This window comes from Kitasatospora sp. NPDC034023 (assembly GCF_055575795.1).
Genome location: NZ_JBVIRY010000044.1, coordinates 42,160 through 63,605, shown reverse-complemented (window position 1 = coordinate 63,605; position 21,446 = coordinate 42,160). Strand labels below are relative to the sequence as shown.

Sequence of the window (21,446 nt, the reverse complement as noted above, 5' to 3'; positions counted from 1 at the left end):
GCCCTCGGCATGCCCAACGTCCCACGGCAGCCCCACAACCCCCGACACAGGGATCACCCCAGATCAGCCGACGCGAACCGAAACACGGAGGCTAGGGATCGCGGAATGCGGTACGGAGCGTGTGCTGCTTGATGAGGAGCAGTTGCGGAAGAGGTACGGTTCGCGCATCCCGCAGCGAGTGCTGGCGGACCTTGAAGAGCGAGGTCCGCGTGAGGTCATGCGCCCGTGGATAGGGCATCGCGGGCGTGACGGGATCGTCAGGATGGATCTGTCCGACGAGTCCGAGGGAACGCAGGCTCTGCTGCGGCAGGCGCCCCGATTCATGTCGGTGCTCCGATGGGGCGGGACCTTCGTGGTGGATGAAATCGATTCGAGCCTCCACCCGATTCTGACCGCACGCCTGATCGGGCTCTTCCAGAATTCCGCGACTAATCCGAATGGTGCTCAGCTGATCTTCACCTCCCATGATGCCAGCCTGCTCGGACGAGCTGACGGTGAAGAGATCCTGCGGCGCGACCAGGTCTGGTTCGTGGAGAAGAACGAGTACGGCGAGACCGAATTGGTCGCCCTCGCCGACTTCAAGCCACGCCAGGAGGAGAACCGCGAGCGGCGGTATCTCAGCGGGAGCTACGGCGGCGTGCCGTACATCGACGACAATTTTGCCAGTGCCGTGGCGGCGCGGGGGGACAACGATGGCAAGGGCTGCCAAGCCGAGCGGACGCAAGCGTCCCTGTTTTGACACCTCACTGGCCAGGCGGGCGGGACAGCGGGAGCCGAGGCAGAGGCTGCTGGTGGTCTGCGGCGCGAAGGCGACTGAGCGCGACTACCTTCAGGGGCTGAAGTCGAGCGCCCGGAATTCAGCGGTCTCCCTGAGGGTCGTTGAACATCCGAGGTCACCCTCCCAGGTCGTTGATCATGCCGAGCTTCTGCGTGACCAGGCCGGCGGTGAGTACGACGAGGTGTGGCGCGTTCTCGATGTCGACGAATTCCCTGACCTGGGGCAGGTGGTGGCCGAGGCGCGGAAGAAGAATATCGAGGTGGCGTTCTCAAATCCCTGCTTCGAAGTGTGGCTCCTGCTGCACTTCGCGGAGTATCGCCGCCCGGCTCGGTCGTTCAAGGAACTTGTGCCAGCGCTTGAGAAAATCTTCCCGACCGGATATGAGAAGGCCGGTATGAAGTTCGACCTCTACAAGCCGCACTGGCGGTTGGCCGCCAGCCGGGCGAAGCAACTGGCTGAGCCTGGGAACGAGCACGAGGTCAATCCCTCCACTGGCATGTGGAAGCTCGCGCTCGCCATCGGAGGCGAAGAGACGCAGCCGTGACGGGTCAGTACCATCGACCCGTGAACCTGTACTGGCACGTCGTACTGCCGCCGCTCAGCGCCTGACGGGCGCGCGCTCCGGTGGCTTGATCCCCCGCGACCCCGGCTCGGCCTGATGGCGGCCGCCGTGGGCTGATGGCGTGCGTCCGTTCTCGGAACCAGTTTCCCGATGGTCCTCGACGACGGAAGTTCACGACTGTGCCGAATCGCTTGTTCTCGCCTGCCCGTCCCCTGCCCACGGCTCTCCGTCGCGCCCGCCCCCGCGCGCTCGGCGGCCCGGTGCCGATCCTGCTCGCCGCCGTGCTCTGGGGCACGACCGGGACGGCGGCTTCGCTGGCTCCCGGGGGCGCCCCCGCGGCGGGGATCGGGGCTGCCGGGCTGGTGCTCGGCGGGCTGCTGCTGTTCCTGTCCGACCGCTCAGTCCGCACCCTGCCCCGGGCCTGCGGGCCGCGCGAGCGGTGGCAACTCGCGCTCGGCGCGGTCGCGGTGGCGGGGTACCCGGTCACCTTCTACCCGGCGGTGAGCCGGACCGGGGTGGCGGTGGCGACGGTGATCGCGCTGGGCAGCGCGCCGGTGTTCACCGGGCTGCTCGGGTGGCTCGCCGGGCAGGGGCGGCCGGGCGGGCGCTGGGCCGGGGCCACGGCGATGGCCGTCCTCGGGTGTGCGGTGCTGGTGCTGGGGCCCGAACTCGCCGGGGGCGGCGCTGCGGTGGACGGCCTCGGGGTGCTGCTGGCGGTGCTGGCCGGGCTCTCGTACGCCGTGTACTCGCTGGTCGGCGGGCGGCTGATCGCGGTGGGGCGCCCGTCCGGCGGGGTGATGGGGGCGATGTTCGGCGGGGCGGCGCTGCTGGTGCTGCCGGTGGTGGCCCTCGGGCCGGTGGGGTGGCTGCTCTCGGTGCGGGGCGCGGGGATCGTGCTGTACCTCGCCGTGGTCACCACCTGCCTCGCGTACCGGCTGTTCGGTCACGGCTTGCGGCACGCCACCGCGCAGACCGCCACGACGCTGACCCTCGCCGAGCCCGCCGTCGCCGCCGTGCTGGGCGTGGCGGCGCTGGGGGAGCGGCTGCCGGCCGTCTCCTGGTGCGGGCTCGCGGTGCTGGCCGGCGGGCTGGCCTTCCTCGCGCTCCCCGCCCGCCGGTAAGTGCACTGCCGCCGCACGGGAAGTCGGACCGGCCGACTTCCCGCGCGGCGGGGGCGGTCAGATGCCGAAGTGGGCGGTGATGCCGTCGAGGACGCAGTCGAGGCCGGTCTCGAACTGCCAGTCGGGGTCGTCCTTGCGGGTGGCCTCGTACAGGTAGCGCTCGTAGCTGGGGTAGCGGCCGGTGTTCATCAGCCAGGTCATCCGCGGGGCGAGGCCGGCCCGGGTCTGGTCGCCGTCGGACCAGCCGTGCTCCCGGCGGAGGTTCTCCAGGGCGACCTCGGCGGCGACCGAGCCGTGCACGTAGCCGCTGACGGCGCGGAACACCGCCATGGTGGTGTCGGCGTCCAGGCCGTGCCCGGCCAGGGCTGCGAACGCGCGCTCGGGGACGGCGAGTTGGTTGGGGGTGAGGGAGAACGGGGTGGCCGTCCGGACCGTCCACGGATGGGCCAGGGTCATCGCCCGGAGGTGGACGGCCAGCGAGCGCATGGCGTCCCGCCAGCCGTCGGCCGGGGTGTCCAGGGGGAGCCGGCCGTACACGAAGTCGACCATCAGCTCAATGAGTTCGTCCTTGCCGGAGACGTACCGGTAGGCGGCCATGGGGGCGACGCCGAGCTCTCCGGCCAGGCGGCGCATGGTGACGGCGTCCAGACCCTCGGCGTCGGCAATGGCGACCGCGGCCTCGGCGATCCGCTGCGGGGTCAGTGTGGTGCGCGGCGCGGGGGCCGGACGGGCGAGGCGCTCCCAGAGTGAGACCTGGGCCTTGTCGTCGCCGGCCGCGGGGGTGCCCCCGGCGGGTGCCTGCTGAGCGGGCATGGGGCGGGCTCCTTCCGACTGCGGTGTTCCTCACCGTATCACCCGGGCGTGTACGGCGTATCTGAAGCGTACGTCGTATCTACAGTGGACGGCATACGCGCCAATGTGTACGTTGTATCTGTCGGATACGCCGTACACATCGCCGTACGCGACATCGCGCCGTCCATCACATCCCGGAGGGGGACCCCCATGTCCACGGAGCAGAACCTGCAGATCGCGGTCATCGTCGGCAGCACCCGCGACGGCCGCTTCGGCCCGGTCGTCGCCGACTGGCTGCTCGGCCACCTCGACGCCCGCGGCGACGCGACCACCGACCTGGTCGATCTGGTGGAGACCCCGCTGCCGACCACCCTCCCGTCCTTCGGCGGCGAACCGTCGCCGGGCGACGCCGAGTTGCTGGCCGCCGTGTCGCCCCGGCTGGAGGCTGCCGACGCCTTCGTCATCGTCACGCCCGAGTACAACCACAGCTTCCCGGCCGCGCTGAAGAACGCCATCGACTGGCACAACCGGCAGTGGCACGGCAAGCCGATCGCCTTCGTCTCCTACGGCGGCCTCTCCGGCGGGCTCCGCGCCGTCGAGCAACTGCGGGTGGTCATGGCCGAGTTGAACGCGGCGACGATCCGCAACACGGTCAGCTTCCACGGCGCCGCCCACTGCTTCGACGCCGATGGCAAGGCCATCGACCCCGCCGCCGACGCCGCCGCCAAGACCATGCTCGACCAGCTCACCTGGTGGGCGCAGGCGCTGCGCACCGCCCGGCAGGCCCACCCGTTCGCGGCCTGAGCCGACCGGCGGCGGACGACGGTTCGGGGGTCAGGGTCGGCGGGGTCCGGGTCGGCGGACGGGGGGCCGGGCCTGGCGGGCGGGGGTCAGCCGGTGGCCGCCGGGCACTGGGCGGTGAAGCAGAAGCCGGTGAGCTCCGCGTCCCGGAGGGCCTGGAGGAGGGTGGGCCAGTCGCCCTCCGGGCCGGCCACGATGACCGAGTAGGCGACGCCGTCGGGGCCGACCAGGACGTGGTCGACCGCGCGTCGGACGGTGCCGGTCTCGGCGTGGTTGTAGGAGTACTCCAGCTCGGCGGTGCCGTTGGCGGTCTGCTCCAGCCGGAGACGGCGGTAGCCCGCGGACGCCTTGGTCTCCGCGAGGTTGGCGTCGATCGACTTGGCCTGCTCATAGGGGGACTGGGTGGTCATGGAGAACACCTGGACCAGGCTGGACTGGTTCGGGGTCTCGTAGAACGTGGAGCCGTTCTGCTCCCTCCGCTGCCACCCGTCCGGGACGAGGAGGGTGAACCCGTTCGGGTCCTGGACCCGGTTGAGGTGCAGCCCGGTGGGGGTCGGCGCGGGCGCCGGGGTGGTGGGCGTGGGCGAGGGCGTGGCGGAGGGTGACTCCGAGGCCGTGGGGGACGACGAGGGGGAGCCGGACGCCGTGACCGGTGGCGTGCCCGTCAGGGTCGCCGCGCCGGTCGGCTTGCTCCCGCCCTCGTGCCGCGTCAGCAGGTACCCGCCGCCGCCCGCGAGCACGCCGAGGAGCGCCCCGGCGAGGGCGGCCACCAGCACCCGCCGGGACCGCCGCGTTCCGGCGGACGGCGGGCGCCCCGGTCGAGGGGCGCGCGGTGTGATCAGCGGTGGTGCGATCAGCGGTGGTGCGACCGGAGGCGGCCCGACCGGAGGCGCGAAGGGCGGGGCCGTCGGCGGAGGGGGCGCAGGCGTGGCCGGGGGAGCCGCCGGAGGCGGAGGCGTGGCCGCCCTGCCCGCCGGCAGGTGGTCCACCCACTGCTGGCCGTCCTTGTCCCAGTACTTGCCCGTCATCCCTGCTCCCCCTGTGCTCCCCGGTCCCCGCTCAGTGCAGGAACTGCTCGATCGCCTCGACGACCGCCAGCGCCGAGGCGAGTCCGGAGACTACCGTGGTCGAGCTCCGCAGGAGGTCGCGGAGCCGTTCCAGCCGGGTGCGCGGGGCCGTGCCGGTCTGTTCGAGGGCCGTGCCGACGGCGTCCAGCTCCTGCTCCACCTCGGCCACGCCGTTGCCCTCGACCCGGGTGAACATCGGCAGGTGGCCCCGCAACTCGCGGACCGCCGCGAGCAGTTCACGGGCCGAGGCGTCGAGGCGGATCGAGGCGTCGACGGCCGTCGAGTCCTGACCGGTGGCGACCGCCCCGCCGGTCATCGCGCCGATCGAGACCCCGCCGGGCGCCGGGGCGGGCACCGTCAGACCGCGCAGGTCCGGCAGTGGGTCGGGCGCCCCGGCCCGCTGCGAGCGGTCCTCCGCCCGGGTGCCGGAGCCCGCGGCGACGGCCCCGCCGGTCATCGCGCCGATCGACACCCCACCGTTCGAGGCCCCATTGCTCGACACCCCGCCGCTCGCCGGTGCCGGGGGAGTGCTCTCCGCGTCCTGCGGCACGTCCTGCTCCTCGTTCATCGGAAATCTCAACTCCCTGTCAAGGACGCGAATCCGCGTCGTTAGGAGGGCTTCCCGCCGGACGGCGGAGCCGCCACTGCGCCCGACTGCGCCGTGCCCCCGTTGGTGGCGACGGCGCCGCCGCTCATCGAACCGATGTGGACCCCGCCCTCCATCACCTGGATCACGGTCTGCTCGAAGCGGTCGGTCTCGTACCCCGACCGCTCCAGCGCGACCCGCACGCCCTCGATGATCCGCTCCTCGATCGACTTCAAGTACCGTATGACGTCCAGCTCCTGGAAGATCGAGATGGTCGACGTGGTGGCGGCCTCGCGCAAGGAGACGACCGGGCGGGCGGCCACCACCAGCTGGTCGTCGTCATCCGTGCCGCCCGTGGCCCGGCGTCCGCCCGGGCGCAGCAGCGAGCGGAGCGCGGCCGGCCCGGCGGTGAACGCGGACATCGCCGGGCCGCGGCGTCCCGGTCGGGTGCCCTGCTGGGCCACCGCGTCCGCCAGCAGCTCGTAGTCACGCCGGACCGGCCCGAGCACGTGCGGGACGACCTCCACCATCAGCAGGTTCCCCTGGGTGTGCACCCGCAACTGCACCGTCAGCACCACCTGTTCGTCCCAGGCGCCGACCCGGACCCGCAGGAAGTGCCGGCGCCGTTCGCCGCCCTCGTCGACCGCCTCGGCGATGTGCCGGGCGATCTCCTCGGGCCCGCGCGGGACCTCGCCGCGCGCCGGGCCGTACGGGAGGTAGACGACGTGCTCGATCTCCAGGTCCCGCAGGCGGTCCAGGCTGGTGTCGGCGGCGGCCTGCCGCAAGGCGGCCAGGCGCGGGATGACCAGGTCGAGTACGGCCCGGGCGGTCAGGCCCTCCTCGGCGGCCGCCGGGGCGTCCTTGCGGCGCCTCAGCTCCAGGGTGAACCGCCAGACGCTGAACGGGAGTCCGGCGCCGAGGAAGGGATCGGCCGGATCGTAGACGACGAGCTGCGAGTACTGCTCGTCGGCGATGGCCCGCTGCAGCGCCGGGTAGCGCGGCCGGGCCGGCAGCCGGCGCGGATGCTTGGGGAAGTTCTCGCGGGTCAGCTCCCGGCGGAGGACCTGGGCGACGTGCAGGCGGTGCCAGCCCACTGTCGCGGCGAGCGCCAGCGGGAACAGCGTGCCCTGCCAGGCCCCCTCCTTCAGTGTGGCCAGCGCCAGTGCCCAGTAGAGGATCTGGGCGATCACGGCGAGGACGGAGAGGAGCCCGCCGGCGGCGCGCCGGGCCTCGGACGCCCGGGAGCCGCCGGGCGTGGTGGGGGCGGCTGGGGCGTAGAGCGCGTACTCCCGGACCTCCGCGGGCTTGGCGTACCAGGACAGCAGGCAGACCAGGGCGTACAGGACGGCGAAGGTCGCCGTGAACGGTGGCATGTAGTGCGAGAGCACGCCGAACACGGTGTCGGCCGCCGACTCCTGGCCGTACGGATCGTCGCCGTAGTACCCGCCGGTCAGTCCTTCCCCGTAGGACTTCCAGTCGGCGGCGGACGGTGGGTGCTGGAGCAGCGGCCAGTACTCGGTGCAGAAGAAGCCCAACCAGACCAAGGCGAGCACCGCGCCCGTGCGAGCCTCCAGTGCCCGGGCCCGGAGGGCGTGCGCCAGCACCGTGACCAGGTCGAAGCCCAGGGACGGCGGGACGGAGCGCTCGTCGTGCTCGACCAGTTCGGTGATGACACGCCGGCGGTAGTCCGGGTCGAGGTAGACCCCGGCGCAGAGCAGCCGGGTGGCCTCGGACCTCGCGTACGGCGATCCCGGCGATCCCGGTGTTCCCGACGATGTCGGCGGTGGCGCCGGCGGTGGCGGTGGAACGGACGGCGGCTCGGCGGGCCGCACCGGCCCGGGCTGGAAGGTCATCCGCCTCCCCCTCTGGCGTGAACCAACTCGCCGAGATTATGGACCTGCTGACGGTCCGTCGGCCAGTAAAAATGCGCAAGGGGAAGTGCGCGGTGAAACGCGCAGCGGGCATGCGAAGGCCCCCGGGTGGAGGGGGCTCCACCCGGGGGCCGGGGCGTCGTGACCGGCGCGCGGTCAGTGCCCGGTCAGCACTCGATGACGTTCACGGCGAGGCCGCCGCGCGAGGTCTCCTTGTACTTGATCTTCATGTCGGCCCCGGTCTCCTTCATCGTCTTGATCGCCTTGTCCAGCGAGACGTGGTGCCGGCCGTCGCCGCGCAGCGCCATCCGGGCCGCGGTGATGGCCTTGACCGACGCCATGCCGTTGCGCTCGATGCAGGGGATCTGGACCAGGCCGCCGACCGGGTCGCAGGTGAGGCCGAGGTTGTGCTCGATGCCGATCTCGGCGGCGTTCTCGACCTGCTCGGGGGTGCCGCCGAGGACCTCGGCGAGGCCGCCCGCGGCCATCGAGCAGGCGGAGCCGACCTCGCCCTGGCAGCCGACCTCGGCGCCGGAGATGGAGGCGTTCTCCTTGAACAGCATGCCGATGGCGCCGGCCGCGAGGAGGAAGCGGACGATGCCGTCGTCGTCGGCGCCCGGGATGAAGTTCAGGAAGTAGTGCAGGACGGCCGGGATGATCCCCGCCGCGCCGTTGGTCGGCGCGGTGACCACCCGGCGGCCGGAGGCGTTCTCCTCGTTGACCGCCATCGCGTAGAGGGTCACCCACTCCATCGCGTTGGCCGGCCCGATGCCCTCGGCGCGGAGCGTGCGCGCGGCAGCGGCGGCCCGGCGGCGGACCTTGAGGCCGCCCGGCAGGATGCCCTCGCGGGTCATGCCGGCCCGCACGCAGTCCTGCATCACGGACCAGATCTCCAGCAGCCCGGTGCGGATCTCCTCCTCGCTGCGCCAGGCCTTCTCGTTCTCCAGCATCAGGCCGGAGATGGAGAGCCCCGTCTCCCGGCTGAGCCGCAGCAGCTCGTCACCGGTGCGGAAGGGGTACTTCAGCACGGTGTCGTCCGGCTTGACCCGGTCGGCGCCGATCGCGTCCTCGTCGACGACGAAGCCGCCGCCGACCGAGTAGTAGGTCTTCTCCAGCAGGGTGGAGCCGTCGGCCGCGTACGCCCAGAGGGTCATGCCGTTGGCGTGGTAGGGCAGCGACCGGCGGCGGTGCAGCACGAGCTGGCTGTCGGGGTCGAAGTCGATGGAGTGCTCGCCGAGCAGGTGGAGCTTCTTCTCGGCGGTGATCCGCTCGACGTCCTTGTCGGCCTGGTCGACGTCGACGGTGCGGGGCGAGTTGTCCTCCAGGCCCAGCAGGACGGCCTTCGGGGTGCCGTGGCCGTGGCCGGTGGCACCCAGCGAGCCGTACAGCTCGGCACGCACGCCCGTCACCTGGGTCAGCAGGTCTTCGGACCGCAGTCGGCGGGCGAACATCCGGGCGGCGCGCATCGGGCCCACGGTGTGGGAGCTCGAGGGGCCGATGCCGATGGAGAAGAGGTCGAAGACGCTGATGGCCACGGGGGACGTCCTTGTCTGGTCTCGTGGAAGTACTTGCGGGCGGGGGGCCGACACGGCTCGGGGCACCGCGCGCACTTACCAGTGTGCGCGGTGCCCCGGAGCCCCAGGTGTCGCGGCGGGGTGAGGCCGGTCACCCGGCCCGGACGATCACCGAAGTGATCAGAGGTTCGGGTACAGCGGGTACTTCTCGGCCAGCGCGGTGACGCGGGCCTTCAGGGCGTCGGCGACGGTCTCGTCGAAGGCGGGCTTGAGCGCCTCGGCGATGATGTCGGCGACCTCGCGGAAGTCCTCGGCCTGGAAGCCGCGGGTGGCCAGGGCCGGGGTGCCGATACGCAGGCCCGAGGTGACCATCGGCGGGCGCGGGTCGTTCGGGATGGCGTTGCGGTTGACGGTGATGCCGACCTCGTGCAGGCGGTCCTCGGCCTGCTGGCCGTCGAGCTCGCTGTTGCGCAGGTCGACCAGGACCAGGTGCACGTCGGTGCCGCCGGACAGGACGGACGCGCCGGCCTCGGCGACGTCGGCCTGCAGCAGGCGCTCGGCCAGGATCCGGGCACCGTCCAGGGTGCGCTGCTGGCGCTCCTTGAACTCCTCCGAGGCCGCGACCTTGAAGGCGACCGCCTTGCCGGCGATCACGTGCTCGAGCGGGCCGCCCTGCTGGCCGGGGAAGACCGCGGAGTTGATCTTCTTCGCGTACTCGGCCTTGGACAGGATGACGCCGCCGCGCGGGCCGCCCAGGGTCTTGTGGGTGGTGGTGGTGACCACGTCCGCGTAGGGCACCGGGTTCGGGTGCAGCCCGGCGGCCACCAGGCCGGCGAAGTGCGCCATGTCCACCATGAGCAGCGCGCCGACCTCGTCGGCGACCCGGCGGAACTCGGCGAAGTCCAGCTGGCGCGGGTAGGCGGACCAGCCGGCGATGATCAGCTTCGGCTGGTGCTCCTTGGCGAGGCGCTCGACCTCGGCCATGTCGACCTGGCCGGTCTTCTCGTCGACGTGGTACGCGACCACGTTGTAGAGCTTGCCGGAGAAGTTGATCTTCATGCCGTGGGTCAGGTGACCGCCGTGGGCCAGGTCCAGGCCCAGGATGGTGTCGCCCGGCTGGATCAGCGCGAACATCGCGGCGGCGTTGGCCTGCGCGCCCGAGTGCGGCTGCACGTTGGCGTGCTCGGCGCCGAACAGGGCCTTGATGCGGTCGATCGCGATCTGCTCGACCACGTCGACGTGCTCGCAGCCGCCGTAGTAGCGACGGCCGGGGTAGCCCTCGGCGTACTTGTTGGTGAGCACCGAGCCCTGGGCCTCCATGACCGCCACCGGGGCGAAGTTCTCGGAGGCGATCATCTCCAGGGTGGTCTGCTGGCGGTGCAGCTCGGCGTCGACCGCGGCGGCGATCTCCGGGTCGAGGGCGTGCAGGGACTGGTTGAGAACCGTCATGGTGTGGTCTTCCCGGGGAGGAGAGCGGAGGGACGGCGGGGGAGGGCGGGCCGCCGTGCTGCGGCCCGCCCGATCACGAGCGGGTCAGCTGCTGTGGGTGAGCGCGTCGTACTCGTCCGCGCTGAGCAGCTCGTCGGTGGACTCCACGCGCACCTTGAACAGCCAGCCACCCTCGAAGGGGGCGCTGTTGACCAGGCCGTTGTCGTCCAGGACGTCCTGGTTGACCTCGACGACCTCGCCGGTCACCGGGGAGTACAGGTCGCTGACCGACTTGGTGGACTCCAGCTCGCCACAGGTCTCGCCGGCGGTCACGGCGTCGCCGACGGCCGGCAGCTGCACGTAGACGATGTCACCGAGCGCGTCGGCGGCGTGCTTGGTGATGCCGATGGTGGAGACACCGTCCTCAGCGGCGGTGAGCCACTCGTGCTCCTTGGTGTACTGCAGGTGCTGGGGGTTGCTCATGGCGTCATTCTCCAGGATGGGAAGCGGGTACGGCGAAGCGGGCCGCCGCGTGGACGGCTTCGACGTGCGGGTATGGGGAAAGGCGGGTGTCGGCGGGGCGCTCGGCGGGCGCTCAGCGGGCGCGCTTGTAGAACGGCAGCGCCACGACCCGGACCGGCTCGTGCTTGCCGCGCACGTCCACCGCGACGGTGGTGCCGGGGGCGGCGTGGGCCGCGTCGACGTAGGCCATCGCGATCGGCTGTCCCAGCGTCGGGGACGGCGCGCCGGAGGTGATCCGGCCGATCGGGGCGCCGTCGGCGGAGACCACGGTGTACTCGGCGCGCGGGACGCGCTTGCCCTCGGAGAGCAGGCCGACCAGCACCCGAGGCGGGTTGGCCTCGGCCGCGGCGGCGGCCTGCTCCAGCGCCTTGCGGCCGACGAAGGCGCCCTCGTTGGTGGTCTTGTCGAAGCGGACGACGCGGCCCAGGCCGGCGTCGAACGGGGTGAGGTCGGTGGACAGCTCGTGCCCGTACAGCGGCATGCCCGCCTCCAGGCGCAGCGTGTCGCGGCAGGAAAGGCCGCACGCGACCAGGCCGCGGCCCTCGCCGGCGGCGGTCAGCGCCTGCCAGATCTCCTCGGCGTCGACCGGGTGGCAGAAGATCTCGAAGCCGTCCTCGCCGGTGTAGCCGGTGCGGGCCAGCAGCACCTCGCGGCCGGCCACGTGGGCCGGGAGGATCGCGTAGTACTTGAGGCCGGGCAGGTCGGCGTCGGTGGTCTCGGCCAGGATCGCGGTGGACTCCGGGCCCTGGACGGCGATCAGCGCGTAGGTGTCGCGGTCGTCGGTGACGACGGCGTCGAAGCCCTTGGCGCGGGCGATCAGCTCGTCGAGGACCAGCTGGGCGTTCGAGGCGTTGGCGACGACCAGGAAGGCGTCCTCGCGCAGGCGGTAGACGATCAGGTCGTCCAGGATGCCGCCGTCCTCGGCGCAGATCATGGTGTAGCGGGCGCGCAGCTCACCCAGCGCGGAGACGAAGCCGACCAGCGCGTGGTCCAGCATCTCGCCGGCCTGCGGACCGGTGACGGTGATCTCGCCCATGTGGGAGAGGTCGAACAGGCCGGCCTTGGTGCGGACGGCGAGGTGCTCCTCGCGCTCGCTGCCGTAGCGCAGCGGCATGTCCCAGCCGGCGAAGTCGGTCATGGTCGCGCCGAGGGCGCGGTGCAGCGCGTCGAGCGCGGTCAGGCGGAGGGACGACATGGCCAGGAACTCCTCGGTCGGGGCACTCATGGGTGCACGCGCCGGACCGGACCCTCTCGGGGGCCGACCCTGCGCGCGGGCATGCGGCGGCGTGGGTCTCCCCATCTGTCGTCGAACCTGAGAGCTTCACCGCCCGCCGGCCCGCAGCTGTTTCCAGCATCCAGGACAGCATGGCGGCTTGCACCGTGGGTGGGCGCGCGACAGGGCCGCGCGCCGCTTTCCAGATGTGCCTAACCCGTGCGGTAGGGGGGCCTGAGAGATTCCGGGGAGGACTTGCTCCTTCGGCGCCGGCTGTGCCACTCACTCACTGGTGCGGCACTCCGGGCTCTCCCGCGCGGGTTCGAGCGGCCGGTATGGAGTTGTGGGGCCCGCGGCGCATGCCGTCGGACGCGCACATCATGGCACGTCCCGGACGAGGAAGGGAGAGGGGACCCGGTCACACGGTGAGAGGGGAGCCGGTCACACGACTAGGGGGGAGCCGGTCACACGACACAGAGGCGAACACGAGCCCTAGACTGCTCCGCGTCGGCGCAGCAGAGGGCGGCCGACCGGCAGAGGGCGGAATCGGCGGCGCATGGGGTACCCGGTGGAGCAGCAGCAGGGGTGGGGCGGCCCGGAGGGGGCGCCGGCGGGCGGCACGTGGCCGGCCAACGAGCTGGAGCAGGTGCTGACCGCGGCCCTGGGCGACCCGGGCGCGACGCCGCGGGTGATCGAGGTGCTGGCCCGCAGCCAGGTGTGGGTGCCGCTGCCCGGCGGGGCCGACCCGCAGGGGCAGTCGCTGGACCTGCCGACCATCGAACTGGGCGGCGACCCGTACGTACCGGTGTTCTCCTCGCAGGAGGTGTTCCTGCAGCAGGCGCCGGGGATGGCCTTCGCGATCGCGCCGGTCTGGGAGTTCGCCCGCGGGCTGCCGCTGGGCGTGGGCATCGCGGTGAACCCGGACGCGGCGGTGGGCATCCCGGTGCCGCCGCAGGGCGTGGCCGAGCTGCGCCGCGGTCCGCGCCAGGACCGGTGGGAGGCCGCCGAGGACCCGGCGGCGCCTACCGGCGGCCGGGTGGCGCTGCGCGAGCCGGTGCCGGGCGAGGACCCGGAGCACTTCCTGGCCGCCTGCCGGGCCGAACTGTCGGCCCTTCCCGGGGTGTTGACCGCCCGCCGGGCGCTGGCCAGCATCGAGGGCGAGCCGACCGTGATGTTCGTGGGCGTCCAGTTGGATCCGGCGGCCCCGGCCGACCCGGCCGCGGTGAACGACGCGCTCGGCCGAGCGCTGGGAACCGCGCCGCTGCCGGGCGGCGTCCACCTCGTACTGCTCGACCTCGCCGACGACCCGGTGGTCGAGTGGCTGCTCACCCGGGTCATGCCTTTCTACACGCGGGTGTGAGCGGGGTTCGTATCCAAGGCACGTCGCCGTGGCGGTGGCCGGTGCCGCGCCATAGGGTGCGTGCAGACGGCCGACGGCCGGTGGTTCGAGGAAAGAGGCGCGGCGAGGTGGGCGCATGAGTGCGGGAACGGGAGCGGGCGGGGTGCCGGGGCCCTGGGGCCAGGCACCGGCCGGGCGCCCGGGAGCGGATCCCGGCGTGTTGGAGCACGCCCTGCGCGAGGTCGCGCCGGAGCGCTACGACGCGTACGAGCGCCTGCTGCACGCGCTGGCGGACGGCCGGGTCTGGATGCTGCTCTGGCACGGCACGCCGGGCAGTCCTGACGCGCAGTACGGGAACATGGAGATCAGCGGCCACGGCTACGCGCCGGCCGTCACCTCGCCCGAGCAGCTGGCCGCCTCCGGCTGGGGGCGGGCCCACGAGGTCGTCTCCGGCCGGGAGATCGCCGGCTCGCTGTACCGCACCCGCTGGGGCCTGTGGCTGAACCCGCACGCGCCCGGCGGCGGCGTCGGCGTGCCCTGGGCCGACCTGCGGCGGGTCGCCGCGGGCCTGGACCGGCTGCCGGCCGGTCCGCTGAAGCTGAGCGAGCCGCAGGTCAACGCCCAGCCGTTCTTCGCGCTGCTGGAGCGGCAGGCCGGCGAGGTGCGCGCGGTCCGGGCGCTGCGCCGGGCGTGGGTGCAGCCGGCGGTGGGGGAGCCGTACCTGGCGATCGGCCTGGACCTGTACGAGAGTTCGCCGCCCGCGGTGGAGGCGGTGCGCGCGCTGATGCAGCGGGCGATCGCGGTGGCCCCGGAGGGGCTCGCGGTGTCCACGGTGGCGATGTCGGACGAGTACGACCCGGTGGCGCTGTGGATGCGCGCCAACGCGCGGCCGTTCTTCGACCGGGAGGCCGGCCGCCCGGCGACCGGTCCGTACCCGCCGGTGCCGCCGCCCGCGTACCCGGGGCAGTCGATGTCGGGGCAGCCGACGCCGGGATGGGCCTACGGCACGCAGCCGCCCGCGCAGGGCTGGCAGCAGCAGCCCCAGCCCCAACAGCCGCAGCGGCCGTGGCCCGGCTACCCCGGGCGCTGATTGCCGAACCCGGTCCTGCCGAACCCGGTCCTTCAGGGCCCGTTCCCGCCGTAAATCCCGGGCCGTGAGGCCGAAGCCGAAGCCGACTTGATTGTCCGTCAAGTCGGCTTCGATGCTTTCCGGACGAATTTCCGAATTGCGCCGTCCGGCCATCTTGACATGCATGTTACAGACGTGTGAAGAGGGATATGCCGAAGGCCCGGGAGATGCATGCCTGCAGATCACAGTTGGGCATCTGTCGGTTGTCAGGTCTGGCGTAAGCCAGTTCGGATGGCAGAGAGTTCTGCGCAACGCACCGCGCGTACTGGAACCCCACAAAGGTGAGCGCGCACGCCGACCCGTTCGACCACGCGACGCCCATCCCGCGTGGTGGCAGTGCCTGTGCACGACGCACTGCCGCGCCCACCCGCTTCTACGCACCTCCGCACGTCCGCAGCCGCACCGCCGAAGCCGGCGCCCGGCACCCGTGGGCCGGCCACCGTCGGCGAGGGGACCAACTGACCATGACCGCATCCGTCACAACCGCCGGGAACGAGCCGGAGGCACCCGCCGCCGCGAGCCCGGCCAAGAAGATCGAGGGCCGCTCCCTCGGCCAGATCGCCTGGACCCGCTTCAAGCGGGACAAGGCCGCCGTCGCCGGCGGCGTCGTGGTGATCCTGCTGATCCTGCTCGCCGTGCTGGCCAAGCCGATCGAGTCGATGTTCGGGCTCGACCCGGACGCCCTCCACCAGGACCTGCTGGACGCCGACCTCGGCGGCCTGCCGCTCGGCGACTGGGGCGGCATGAGCGGGTCCCACCCGCTCGGCGTCGACCCGCTGCAGGGCCGCGACCTGCTGACCCGCGTGATCGAGGGCTCCTGGGTCTCCCTGCTGGTCGCCTTCGGCGCGACCGTGCTGTCCAACACCATCGGCACCGTGCTCGGCATCATGGCCGGCTACTACGGCGGCTGGGTGGACACCCTGATCAGCCGTGTGATGGACGTTTTCCTGGCGTTCCCGCTGCTGCTCTTCGCGATCGCGATCTCGACCTCGCTGCAGGGCGGTGCGTTCGGCCTGCACGGCCTGCCGCTGCACATCCTGGTGCTGATCTTCGTGATCGGCTTCTTCAACTGGCCCTACATGGGCCGGATCGTGCGCGGCCAGACCCTCTCGCTGCGCGAGCGGGAGTTCGTCCACGCGGCCCGCAGCCTGGGCGCCCGGGGCCCGTTCATCCTGTTCAAGGAGCTGCTGCCCAACCTGGTCGGTCCGATCCTGGTCTACTCGACCCTGCTGATCCCGACCAACATCCTCTTCGAGGCCGGGCTGAGCTTCCTCGGTGTCGGCATCCAGCCTCCGCAGGCCTCCTGGGGCGGGATGCTCCAGGACGCGATCCGGTACTACCAGGTGGACCCCCAGTACATGGTGGTCCCCGGTGTGGCGATCTTCCTTACCGTGCTCGCCTTCAACCTGCTCGGCGACGGGCTGCGCGACGCCCTCGATCCCAAGAGCAACTGACCCTGCGTCAGGACCCTCCACCTTTTCCACATCCTCAAGGGGTTGATCTCACCCATGCGTAGGTCCCGTACCGTCGCCCTGACCGCGGCGGCTGCCGCCGCGGTCCTGGTTGTCACCGGCTGTTCCAGCTCGTCGAAGAGCGGCGACTCGTCCTCCTCGTCCTCCGCCTCGGGCGGCGGCGGAGCCAACGCGGCCACCAAGAACATCGTCAACGCCTCGGACAAGAAGGGCGGGACGGTCACCTTCGAGATGAAGGGCACCCCGGACTCGCTCGACCCGGGCAACACGTACTACGCGTACATCTACAACTTCTCGCGCCTGTACGCCCGTCCGCTGACCACGTTCAACCCGGCCGCCGGCGAGGAGGGCAACAAGCTCGTCCCGGACCTCGCCGAGTCGATGGGCCAGCCCAGCGCGGACGGCCTGACCTGGACGTACAAGCTGCGTGCGGGCCTGAAGTACGACGACGGCACCGCGATCAGCTCGAAGGACGTCAAGTACGCCGTCGAGCGCTCCAACTTCGCGCCGGACGTGAACTCCAACGGCCCGACCTACTTCCACGACCTGCTGGTCGACAACGACACGCCGTACGCGGGTCCGTACAAGGACAAGACCGGCGACCTGAAGTCGATCGAGACGCCGGACGACAGCACGATCGTCTTCCACCTGAAGCACCCGTTCGCGGACTTCGACTACCTGGTGAGCGCCCCGCAGACCGCGCCGGTCCCGCAGGCCAAGGACACCGGTGCCGACTACGTCAAGCACATCGTGTCCTCGGGCTCCTTCAAGTTCGAGTCCTACGAGGACGGCAAGCAGGCCACCCTGGTGCCGAACACCAACTGGGACAAGAGCACGGACCCGATCCGGAAGCAGCTGCCGGACAAGATCCAGCTCAAGATGAACATCGACCAGGCCACCATCGACAAGGACCTGCTGGCCGGCAACGCCCAGGTCGACCTGGTGGGTGGCGGCGTCGACCCGCAGACCCAGGCGCAGATCCTGCAGAACCCGAAGCTCAAGGCCAGCACCGACAACGCCTACGGCGGCCGCCTGGTCTACCTGGCGATCAACTCCAAGGTCGCGCCGTTCGACAACGTCGACTGCCGCAAGGCCGTCCAGTTCGCGATCGACAAGGTCTCGGTGCAGACCGCCGAGGGCGGCCCGATCCGCGGCCAGATCGCCAACACGGTGCTCCCGCCGGACATCCCGGGCCACCAGGACTTCAACCAGTTCGAGACCAAGGACAACAAGGGTGACGAGGCCAAGGCCAAGGACGCCCTGAAGGCCTGCGGCAAGGACAGCATCAACACCGTCATCTCCGCCCGCACCGAGCGCGCCACCGAGGTCGCCGCCGCGACCTCGATCCAGGCCGCGCTGAAGAAGGTCGGCATCAACGCCGAGATCCAGCAGTACCCGCAGGGCAAGTACCTGACCGACAGCGCCGGTGCCCCGCAGTTCACCCAGGACCACAACATCGGCCTGATGATGATGCAGTGGGGTGCCGACTGGCCGACCGGCTACGGCTTCCTGCAGCAGATCGTCGACGGCCGCGCGATCAAGGCCTCCGGCAACAGCAACCTGTCCCAGCTGAACGACCCGGCGGTCAACCAGCTGATCGACGACGCCGCCGTCAACCCGGACAAGGCCGCCCGCGAGAAGATCTACGGCGACATCGACAAGAAGGTCATGGACCAGGCGGTCATCGTCCCGCTGACCTACTTCAAGGTCTTCCTGTACCGCCCGGACAACGCCACCAACATGGCCTCCAACCCGGCGTTCTCGGGTGAGTACGACTCCCTGAACATCGGCACCACCAAGTAAGAGCCTGGCTCCGCATCCCTGAAGGCAGGTGAAGGCAGCGGCGCCCGCCGTCGTCCGGAAGACCCCGGACGACGGCGGGCCGCCGGAGCCGCCCAACTGTGTTTGCCTACATCATCCGCAGGATCTTCTCGGCGGTGCTGCTGCTGCTGGTCGTCAGCGCGGTCACCTTCGCGATCTTCTTCCTGCTCCCGCGCGTCGCCGGCGAAACGGCCGACCAGCTGGCCGCCCAGTACATCGGGAAGAACCCCTCACCCGAGGCGATCGCCGCAGTCAAGCAGAACCTCGGCCTCGACAAGCCGCTGTACGCCCAGTACTGGGACTTCCTCAGGGGCCTGGTCAGCGGCGCCGAGTACAAGTTCGGGCCGGAGCCGGCCACCTGCCACGTGCCCTGCTTCGGCTACTCCTTCAAGAACCACCTGGAGGTCTGGCCCGAGCTGTCCAAGCGGATCCCGGTCACCATCTCGCTGGCCGCCGGCGCGGCCGTGCTCTGGCTGGTCTCCGGCGTCGCCACCGGCGTCGTCTCCGCCCTCAAGCCGAAGTCGATCTTCGACCGGCTCTCCATGGGCATCGCCCTCGCCGGCGTCTCGCTGCCGGTCTTCTTCACCGGCGCGCTGCTGCTCACGCTGTTCAGCTACGAGTGGCCGATCCTGGACAACCTGCAGTACGTCGACTTCACCGACAACCCGCTGATGTGGGCCCGCAACCTGATCCTCCCCTGGATCTCGCTGGCCTTCCTCTACTCCGCGCTCTACGCCCGGCTCACCCGCGCCGGAATGCTGGAGACCATGAGCGAGGACTACATCCGCACCGCCCGGGCCAAGGGCCTGGTCGAGCGCAAGGTCGTCACCCGGCACGGGCTGCGCGCCGCGCTCACCCCGATCGTCACCATCTTCGGCATGGACCTCGGGCTGCTGCTCGGCGGTGCGCTGATCACCGAGCAGGTCTTCTCGCTCCAGGGCGTCGGCCAGTTCGCCGTCCAGGCGATCTCCGACAACGACCTGCCCAAGATCCTCGGCGTCACCCTGCTCGCCGCCTTCTTCATCGTCGCCTGCAACCTCGTGGTCGACCTCCTGTACGCCCTCGTCGACCCCCGGGTGAGGCTCTCGTGACCGAGCTCCAGAAGACCACGGAAGCCACTGCGCAGGCCCCGACCGGTGACCCCTTCCTCTCCGTGCGCGACCTGCGGATCCACTTCGACACCGACGACGGCCTGGTCCGCTCGGTGGACGGGGTCAGCTTCGACCTGCACAAGGGCCGCACCCTCGGCATCGTCGGCGAGTCCGGCTCCGGGAAGTCCGTCACCTCGCTCGGCATCATGGGCCTGCACCGCTCCAAGCGGGCCCGGATCAGCGGCGAGATCCGGCTCAACGGCGAGGACCTGATCGCCGCCGGCCCGGACCGGGTGCGCCAACTGCGCGGCCGCGAAATGGCGATGATCTTCCAGGACCCGCTGACCGCGATGCACCCCTACTACACGGTGGGGCAGCAGATCGTCGAGGCCTACCGGGTCCACCACCCCGAGGCGAACAAGAAGCAGGCCCGGGCCCGCGCGATCGAGATGCTCGACCGGGTCGGCATCCCGCAGCCCGACCGCCGGATCGACGACTACCCGCACCAGTTCTCCGGCGGCATGCGCCAGCGCGCGATGATCGCCATGTCCCTGGTCAACGACCCCTCGCTGCTGATCGCCGACGAGCCCACCACCGCCCTGGACGTCACCGTCCAGGCGCAGATCCTGGACCTCATCCGCGACCTCCAGGACGAGTTCGGCTCCGCCGTCATCATCATCACCCACGACCTCGGAGTGGTCGCCGAACTGGCCGACGACATCCTGGTCATGTACGGCGGCAAGTGCGTCGAGCGCGGACCGGCCGAGACCCTCTTCGACGCGCCCGAACACCCCTACACCTGGGGCCTGCTGGGCTCGATGCCGCGCCTGGACCGGGAACTGCAGGACCGGCTCGTCCCGGTCAAGGGCACCCCGCCCAGCCTGATCAACGTGCCGACGGGCTGCGCCTTCCACCCGCGCTGCCCGTACGCCGCCCTGACCGAGGGACGCTCCACCAGCGAGCTCCCGGTGCTGGCCGAGGCCGTACCCGGGCACTTCGCGGCCTGCCACCTGCCGGCCGACGAGCGGCACCGCATCTTCGCCGAAGAGATCGCGCCCCGGCTGTGAGCCCGGCCTCGTACCACCTTTCTGGAGAGAACCGATGACGGACACCCAGGCGGCCTCGATCCCCGCACCGGCACCCGCACCCGACCGCGAGCCGCTGCTGAAGGTGACCGGCCTGACCCGGCACTTCCCGATCCGCAGCGGGCTGATGCGGCGCCAGACCGGCGCGGTCCGGGCCGTCGACGGCATCGACTTCACCGTCAACGCCGGCGAGACGCTCGGTGTCGTCGGCGAGTCCGGCTGCGGCAAGTCGACCATGGGCCGACTGGTCACCCGGCTCGACGAACCGACCGGCGGGACGATCGAGTTCGAGGGCACCGACATCACCCACCTGAGCGTCGGGGCGATGCGGCCGCTGCGCCGCGACATCCAGATGATCTTCCAGGACCCGTACTCCTCGCTGAACCCCCGGCACACCGTCGGCACCATCGTCGGCGCGCCGTTCAAGCTGCAGAACGCGGTGCCCGAGGGCGGGCTCAAGAAGGCCGTCCAGGAACTGCTGGAGCTGTGCGGCCTCAGCCCCGAGCACTACAACCGCTACCCGCACGAGTTCTCCGGCGGCCAGCGCCAGCGCATCGGCATCGCCCGGGCACTCGCGCTGCGGCCGAAGATGATCATCGCGGACGAGCCGGTCTCGGCGCTGGACGTGTCGATCCAGGCCCAGGTGGTCAACCTGCTGGACGACCTCCAGAAGGAGCTCGGCCTGACCTACCTGATCATCGCGCACGACCTCTCGGTGGTCCGGCACGTCTCGGACCGGGTCGCGGTGATGTACCTCGGCAAGGTCGTCGAGATCGCCGACCGGGACTCGCTCTACCGCACCCCGATGCACCCGTACACCAACGCGCTGATGTCCGCCGTGCCCGTCCCCGACCCGCGCCGCCGCCAGCGCGGCGGCCGCGACCGGATCCTGCTCACCGGCGACGTCCCCTCCCCGATCAACCCGCCCAGCGGCTGCCGCTTCCGCACCCGCTGCTGGAAGGCCCAGGACATCTGCTCCACCCAGGAGCCGCCGCTGACGGCGCTGAAGACCGGGCACCAGGTGGCCTGCCACTTCCCCGAGAACGGCGAGGGGAGCTAAGGCGCAGCCCCGAGAACGGCGAGGGGAGCTAAGGCGCAGCCCCGAGAACGGCGAGGGGAACTAAGGCGCAGCCCCGAGAACACGCCGTCGGGCGCCGCGGACGCGGGCTCCGAGCAGGCCTGAGCCACCGACGACGAAGTCCGCCCGCCCCGGCCGATCGGGGCGGGCGGACTTTCGTCACCGGTGCGGGGGCA

19 protein-coding genes and 1 riboswitch are annotated in these 21,446 nt (G+C 71.4%); of the genes, 11 read left to right on the top strand and 8 right to left on the bottom strand.

The window, feature by feature from the left end:
- The first annotated feature begins 262 nt into the window (after positions 1–262).
- The 3 genes from ACZ52R_RS37900 (at position 263) to ACZ52R_RS37890 (ending at position 2,461) form a co-directional block, all read left to right on the top strand.
- Entirely contained in the window at positions 263–739 is a 477-nt protein-coding gene (locus tag ACZ52R_RS37900) for an AAA family ATPase (RefSeq protein ID WP_465755037.1), read from the top strand.
- The gene (locus tag ACZ52R_RS37895) at positions 693–1,322 is read left to right on the top strand and encodes an RloB family protein (RefSeq protein WP_465661109.1); all 630 of its coding nucleotides are present in this window, start codon (positions 693–695) and stop codon (positions 1,320–1,322) included. Before ACZ52R_RS37900 ends, ACZ52R_RS37895 begins: the two co-directional genes overlap by 47 nt.
- 197 nt (positions 1,323–1,519) lie before the next feature.
- Positions 1,520–2,461, top strand: coding sequence for a DMT family transporter (locus ACZ52R_RS37890; RefSeq protein WP_465617710.1), 942 nt, complete (start codon positions 1,520–1,522; stop codon positions 2,459–2,461).
- 57 nt (positions 2,462–2,518) lie between these two features.
- Here ACZ52R_RS37890 and ACZ52R_RS37885 read toward each other — a convergent pair whose 3' ends face one another.
- Positions 2,519–3,274, bottom strand: a complete 756-nt coding sequence (locus tag ACZ52R_RS37885; protein ID WP_465661108.1) for a TetR/AcrR family transcriptional regulator — start codon at positions 3,272–3,274, stop codon at positions 2,519–2,521.
- 189 nt (positions 3,275–3,463) lie between these two features.
- Between ACZ52R_RS37885 and ACZ52R_RS37880 the strand changes: the two genes are divergently transcribed.
- The gene (locus ACZ52R_RS37880) at positions 3,464–4,057 is read left to right on the top strand and encodes an NADPH-dependent FMN reductase (protein WP_465661106.1); all 594 of its coding nucleotides are present in this window, start codon (positions 3,464–3,466) and stop codon (positions 4,055–4,057) included.
- 86 nt (positions 4,058–4,143) lie between these two features.
- Here ACZ52R_RS37880 and ACZ52R_RS37875 read toward each other — a convergent pair whose 3' ends face one another.
- The 7 genes from ACZ52R_RS37875 to gcvT all read right to left on the bottom strand — a co-directional run bounded on the left by ACZ52R_RS37875 (position 4,144) and on the right by gcvT (position 12,237).
- A complete protein-coding gene (locus ACZ52R_RS37875; protein WP_465617715.1) occupies positions 4,144–4,830 on the bottom strand; it encodes a hypothetical protein in 687 nt (228 codons plus the stop codon).
- A gap of 283 nt (positions 4,831–5,113) precedes the next feature.
- Positions 5,114–5,689: a hypothetical protein gene (locus ACZ52R_RS37870; protein ID WP_465661104.1), complete on the bottom strand. Its 576-nt coding sequence runs from the start codon at positions 5,687–5,689 to the stop codon at positions 5,114–5,116.
- A gap of 41 nt (positions 5,690–5,730) precedes the next feature.
- Positions 5,731–7,560 carry a hypothetical protein gene (locus ACZ52R_RS37865; RefSeq protein ID WP_465661102.1) on the bottom strand — a complete coding sequence of 610 codons (1,830 nt, stop codon included), beginning with the start codon at positions 7,558–7,560 and terminating at the stop codon, positions 5,731–5,733.
- Positions 7,561–7,745: 185 nt separating this feature from the next.
- A complete protein-coding gene (locus ACZ52R_RS37860) occupies positions 7,746–9,113 on the bottom strand; it encodes an L-serine ammonia-lyase (RefSeq protein WP_465617721.1) in 1,368 nt (455 codons plus the stop codon).
- Positions 9,114–9,272: 159 nt separating this feature from the next.
- Positions 9,273–10,541: a serine hydroxymethyltransferase gene (gene glyA, locus ACZ52R_RS37855; protein WP_465617723.1), complete on the bottom strand. Its 1,269-nt coding sequence runs from the start codon at positions 10,539–10,541 to the stop codon at positions 9,273–9,275.
- A gap of 84 nt (positions 10,542–10,625) precedes the next feature.
- Positions 10,626–11,003 carry a glycine cleavage system protein GcvH gene (gene gcvH, locus ACZ52R_RS37850; RefSeq protein ID WP_360498743.1) on the bottom strand — a complete coding sequence of 126 codons (378 nt, stop codon included), beginning with the start codon at positions 11,001–11,003 and terminating at the stop codon, positions 10,626–10,628.
- A 112-nt stretch (positions 11,004–11,115) separates the two neighbouring features.
- Positions 11,116–12,237: a glycine cleavage system aminomethyltransferase GcvT gene (gene gcvT, locus ACZ52R_RS37845; protein ID WP_465661407.1), complete on the bottom strand. Its 1,122-nt coding sequence runs from the start codon at positions 12,235–12,237 to the stop codon at positions 11,116–11,118.
- 230 nt (positions 12,238–12,467) lie between these two features.
- Positions 12,468–12,580, bottom strand: a riboswitch (glycine riboswitch).
- Between the two features lie 231 nt (positions 12,581–12,811).
- On the opposite strand from gcvT, the gene ACZ52R_RS37840 reads away from it, so the two are divergent.
- The 7 genes from ACZ52R_RS37840 to ACZ52R_RS37810 all read left to right on the top strand — a co-directional run bounded on the left by ACZ52R_RS37840 (position 12,812) and on the right by ACZ52R_RS37810 (position 21,252).
- Positions 12,812–13,615, top strand: a complete 804-nt coding sequence (locus tag ACZ52R_RS37840; RefSeq protein ID WP_360498745.1) for an enhanced serine sensitivity protein SseB C-terminal domain-containing protein — start codon at positions 12,812–12,814, stop codon at positions 13,613–13,615.
- A 115-nt stretch (positions 13,616–13,730) separates the two neighbouring features.
- Positions 13,731–14,684: an enhanced serine sensitivity protein SseB C-terminal domain-containing protein gene (locus ACZ52R_RS37835; RefSeq protein ID WP_465617725.1), complete on the top strand. Its 954-nt coding sequence runs from the start codon at positions 13,731–13,733 to the stop codon at positions 14,682–14,684.
- Between the two features lie 503 nt (positions 14,685–15,187).
- Complete coding sequence (locus ACZ52R_RS37830) at positions 15,188–16,177, top strand: ABC transporter permease (protein ID WP_360498747.1); 990 nt, start codon at positions 15,188–15,190, stop codon at positions 16,175–16,177.
- 54 nt (positions 16,178–16,231) lie between these two features.
- Positions 16,232–17,998 carry an ABC transporter substrate-binding protein gene (locus ACZ52R_RS37825; RefSeq protein ID WP_360498749.1) on the top strand — a complete coding sequence of 589 codons (1,767 nt, stop codon included), beginning with the start codon at positions 16,232–16,234 and terminating at the stop codon, positions 17,996–17,998.
- 98 nt (positions 17,999–18,096) lie between these two features.
- Positions 18,097–19,107, top strand: a complete 1,011-nt coding sequence (locus ACZ52R_RS37820) for an ABC transporter permease (protein WP_360498751.1) — start codon at positions 18,097–18,099, stop codon at positions 19,105–19,107.
- Entirely contained in the window at positions 19,104–20,174 is a 1,071-nt protein-coding gene (locus ACZ52R_RS37815) for an ABC transporter ATP-binding protein (RefSeq protein WP_360498753.1), read from the top strand. Before ACZ52R_RS37820 ends, ACZ52R_RS37815 begins: the two co-directional genes overlap by 4 nt.
- A 34-nt stretch (positions 20,175–20,208) precedes the next feature.
- Positions 20,209–21,252 (top strand): ABC transporter ATP-binding protein, encoded by a 1,044-nt coding sequence (locus ACZ52R_RS37810; RefSeq protein ID WP_360498755.1) that lies wholly within the window; start codon positions 20,209–20,211, stop codon positions 21,250–21,252.
- Positions 21,253–21,446: the final 194 nt, after the last annotated feature.

What these genes read in the sequence shown, in the direction of transcription:
- ACZ52R_RS37830 (WP_360498747.1), top strand. Translation starts at nt 15,188, where the DNA reads ATGACCGCATCCGTCACAACCGCCGGGAACGAGCCGGAGGCACCCGCC.
- ACZ52R_RS37840 (WP_360498745.1), top strand. Translation starts at nt 12,812, where the DNA reads ATGGGGTACCCGGTGGAGCAGCAGCAGGGGTGGGGCGGCCCGGAGGGG.
- ACZ52R_RS37835 (WP_465617725.1), top strand. Translation starts at nt 13,731, where the DNA reads ATGAGTGCGGGAACGGGAGCGGGCGGGGTGCCGGGGCCCTGGGGCCAG.
- ACZ52R_RS37865 (WP_465661102.1), bottom strand. Translation starts at nt 7,560, where the DNA reads ATGACCTTCCAGCCCGGGCCGGTGCGGCCCGCCGAGCCGCCGTCCGTT.
- ACZ52R_RS37880 (WP_465661106.1), top strand. Translation starts at nt 3,464, where the DNA reads ATGTCCACGGAGCAGAACCTGCAGATCGCGGTCATCGTCGGCAGCACC.
- glyA (WP_465617723.1), bottom strand. Translation starts at nt 10,541, where the DNA reads ATGACGGTTCTCAACCAGTCCCTGCACGCCCTCGACCCGGAGATCGCC.
- ACZ52R_RS37825 (WP_360498749.1), top strand. Translation starts at nt 16,232, where the DNA reads ATGCGTAGGTCCCGTACCGTCGCCCTGACCGCGGCGGCTGCCGCCGCG.
- ACZ52R_RS37895 (WP_465661109.1), top strand. Translation starts at nt 693, where the DNA reads ATGGCAAGGGCTGCCAAGCCGAGCGGACGCAAGCGTCCCTGTTTTGAC.
- ACZ52R_RS37885 (WP_465661108.1), bottom strand. Translation starts at nt 3,274, where the DNA reads ATGCCCGCTCAGCAGGCACCCGCCGGGGGCACCCCCGCGGCCGGCGAC.
- gcvT (WP_465661407.1), bottom strand. Translation starts at nt 12,237, where the DNA reads ATGTCGTCCCTCCGCCTGACCGCGCTCGACGCGCTGCACCGCGCCCTC.
- ACZ52R_RS37810 (WP_360498755.1), top strand. Translation starts at nt 20,209, where the DNA reads ATGACGGACACCCAGGCGGCCTCGATCCCCGCACCGGCACCCGCACCC.
- ACZ52R_RS37900 (WP_465755037.1), top strand. Translation starts at nt 263, where the DNA reads ATGGATCTGTCCGACGAGTCCGAGGGAACGCAGGCTCTGCTGCGGCAG.
- gcvH (WP_360498743.1), bottom strand. Translation starts at nt 11,003, where the DNA reads ATGAGCAACCCCCAGCACCTGCAGTACACCAAGGAGCACGAGTGGCTC.
- ACZ52R_RS37870 (WP_465661104.1), bottom strand. Translation starts at nt 5,689, where the DNA reads ATGAACGAGGAGCAGGACGTGCCGCAGGACGCGGAGAGCACTCCCCCG.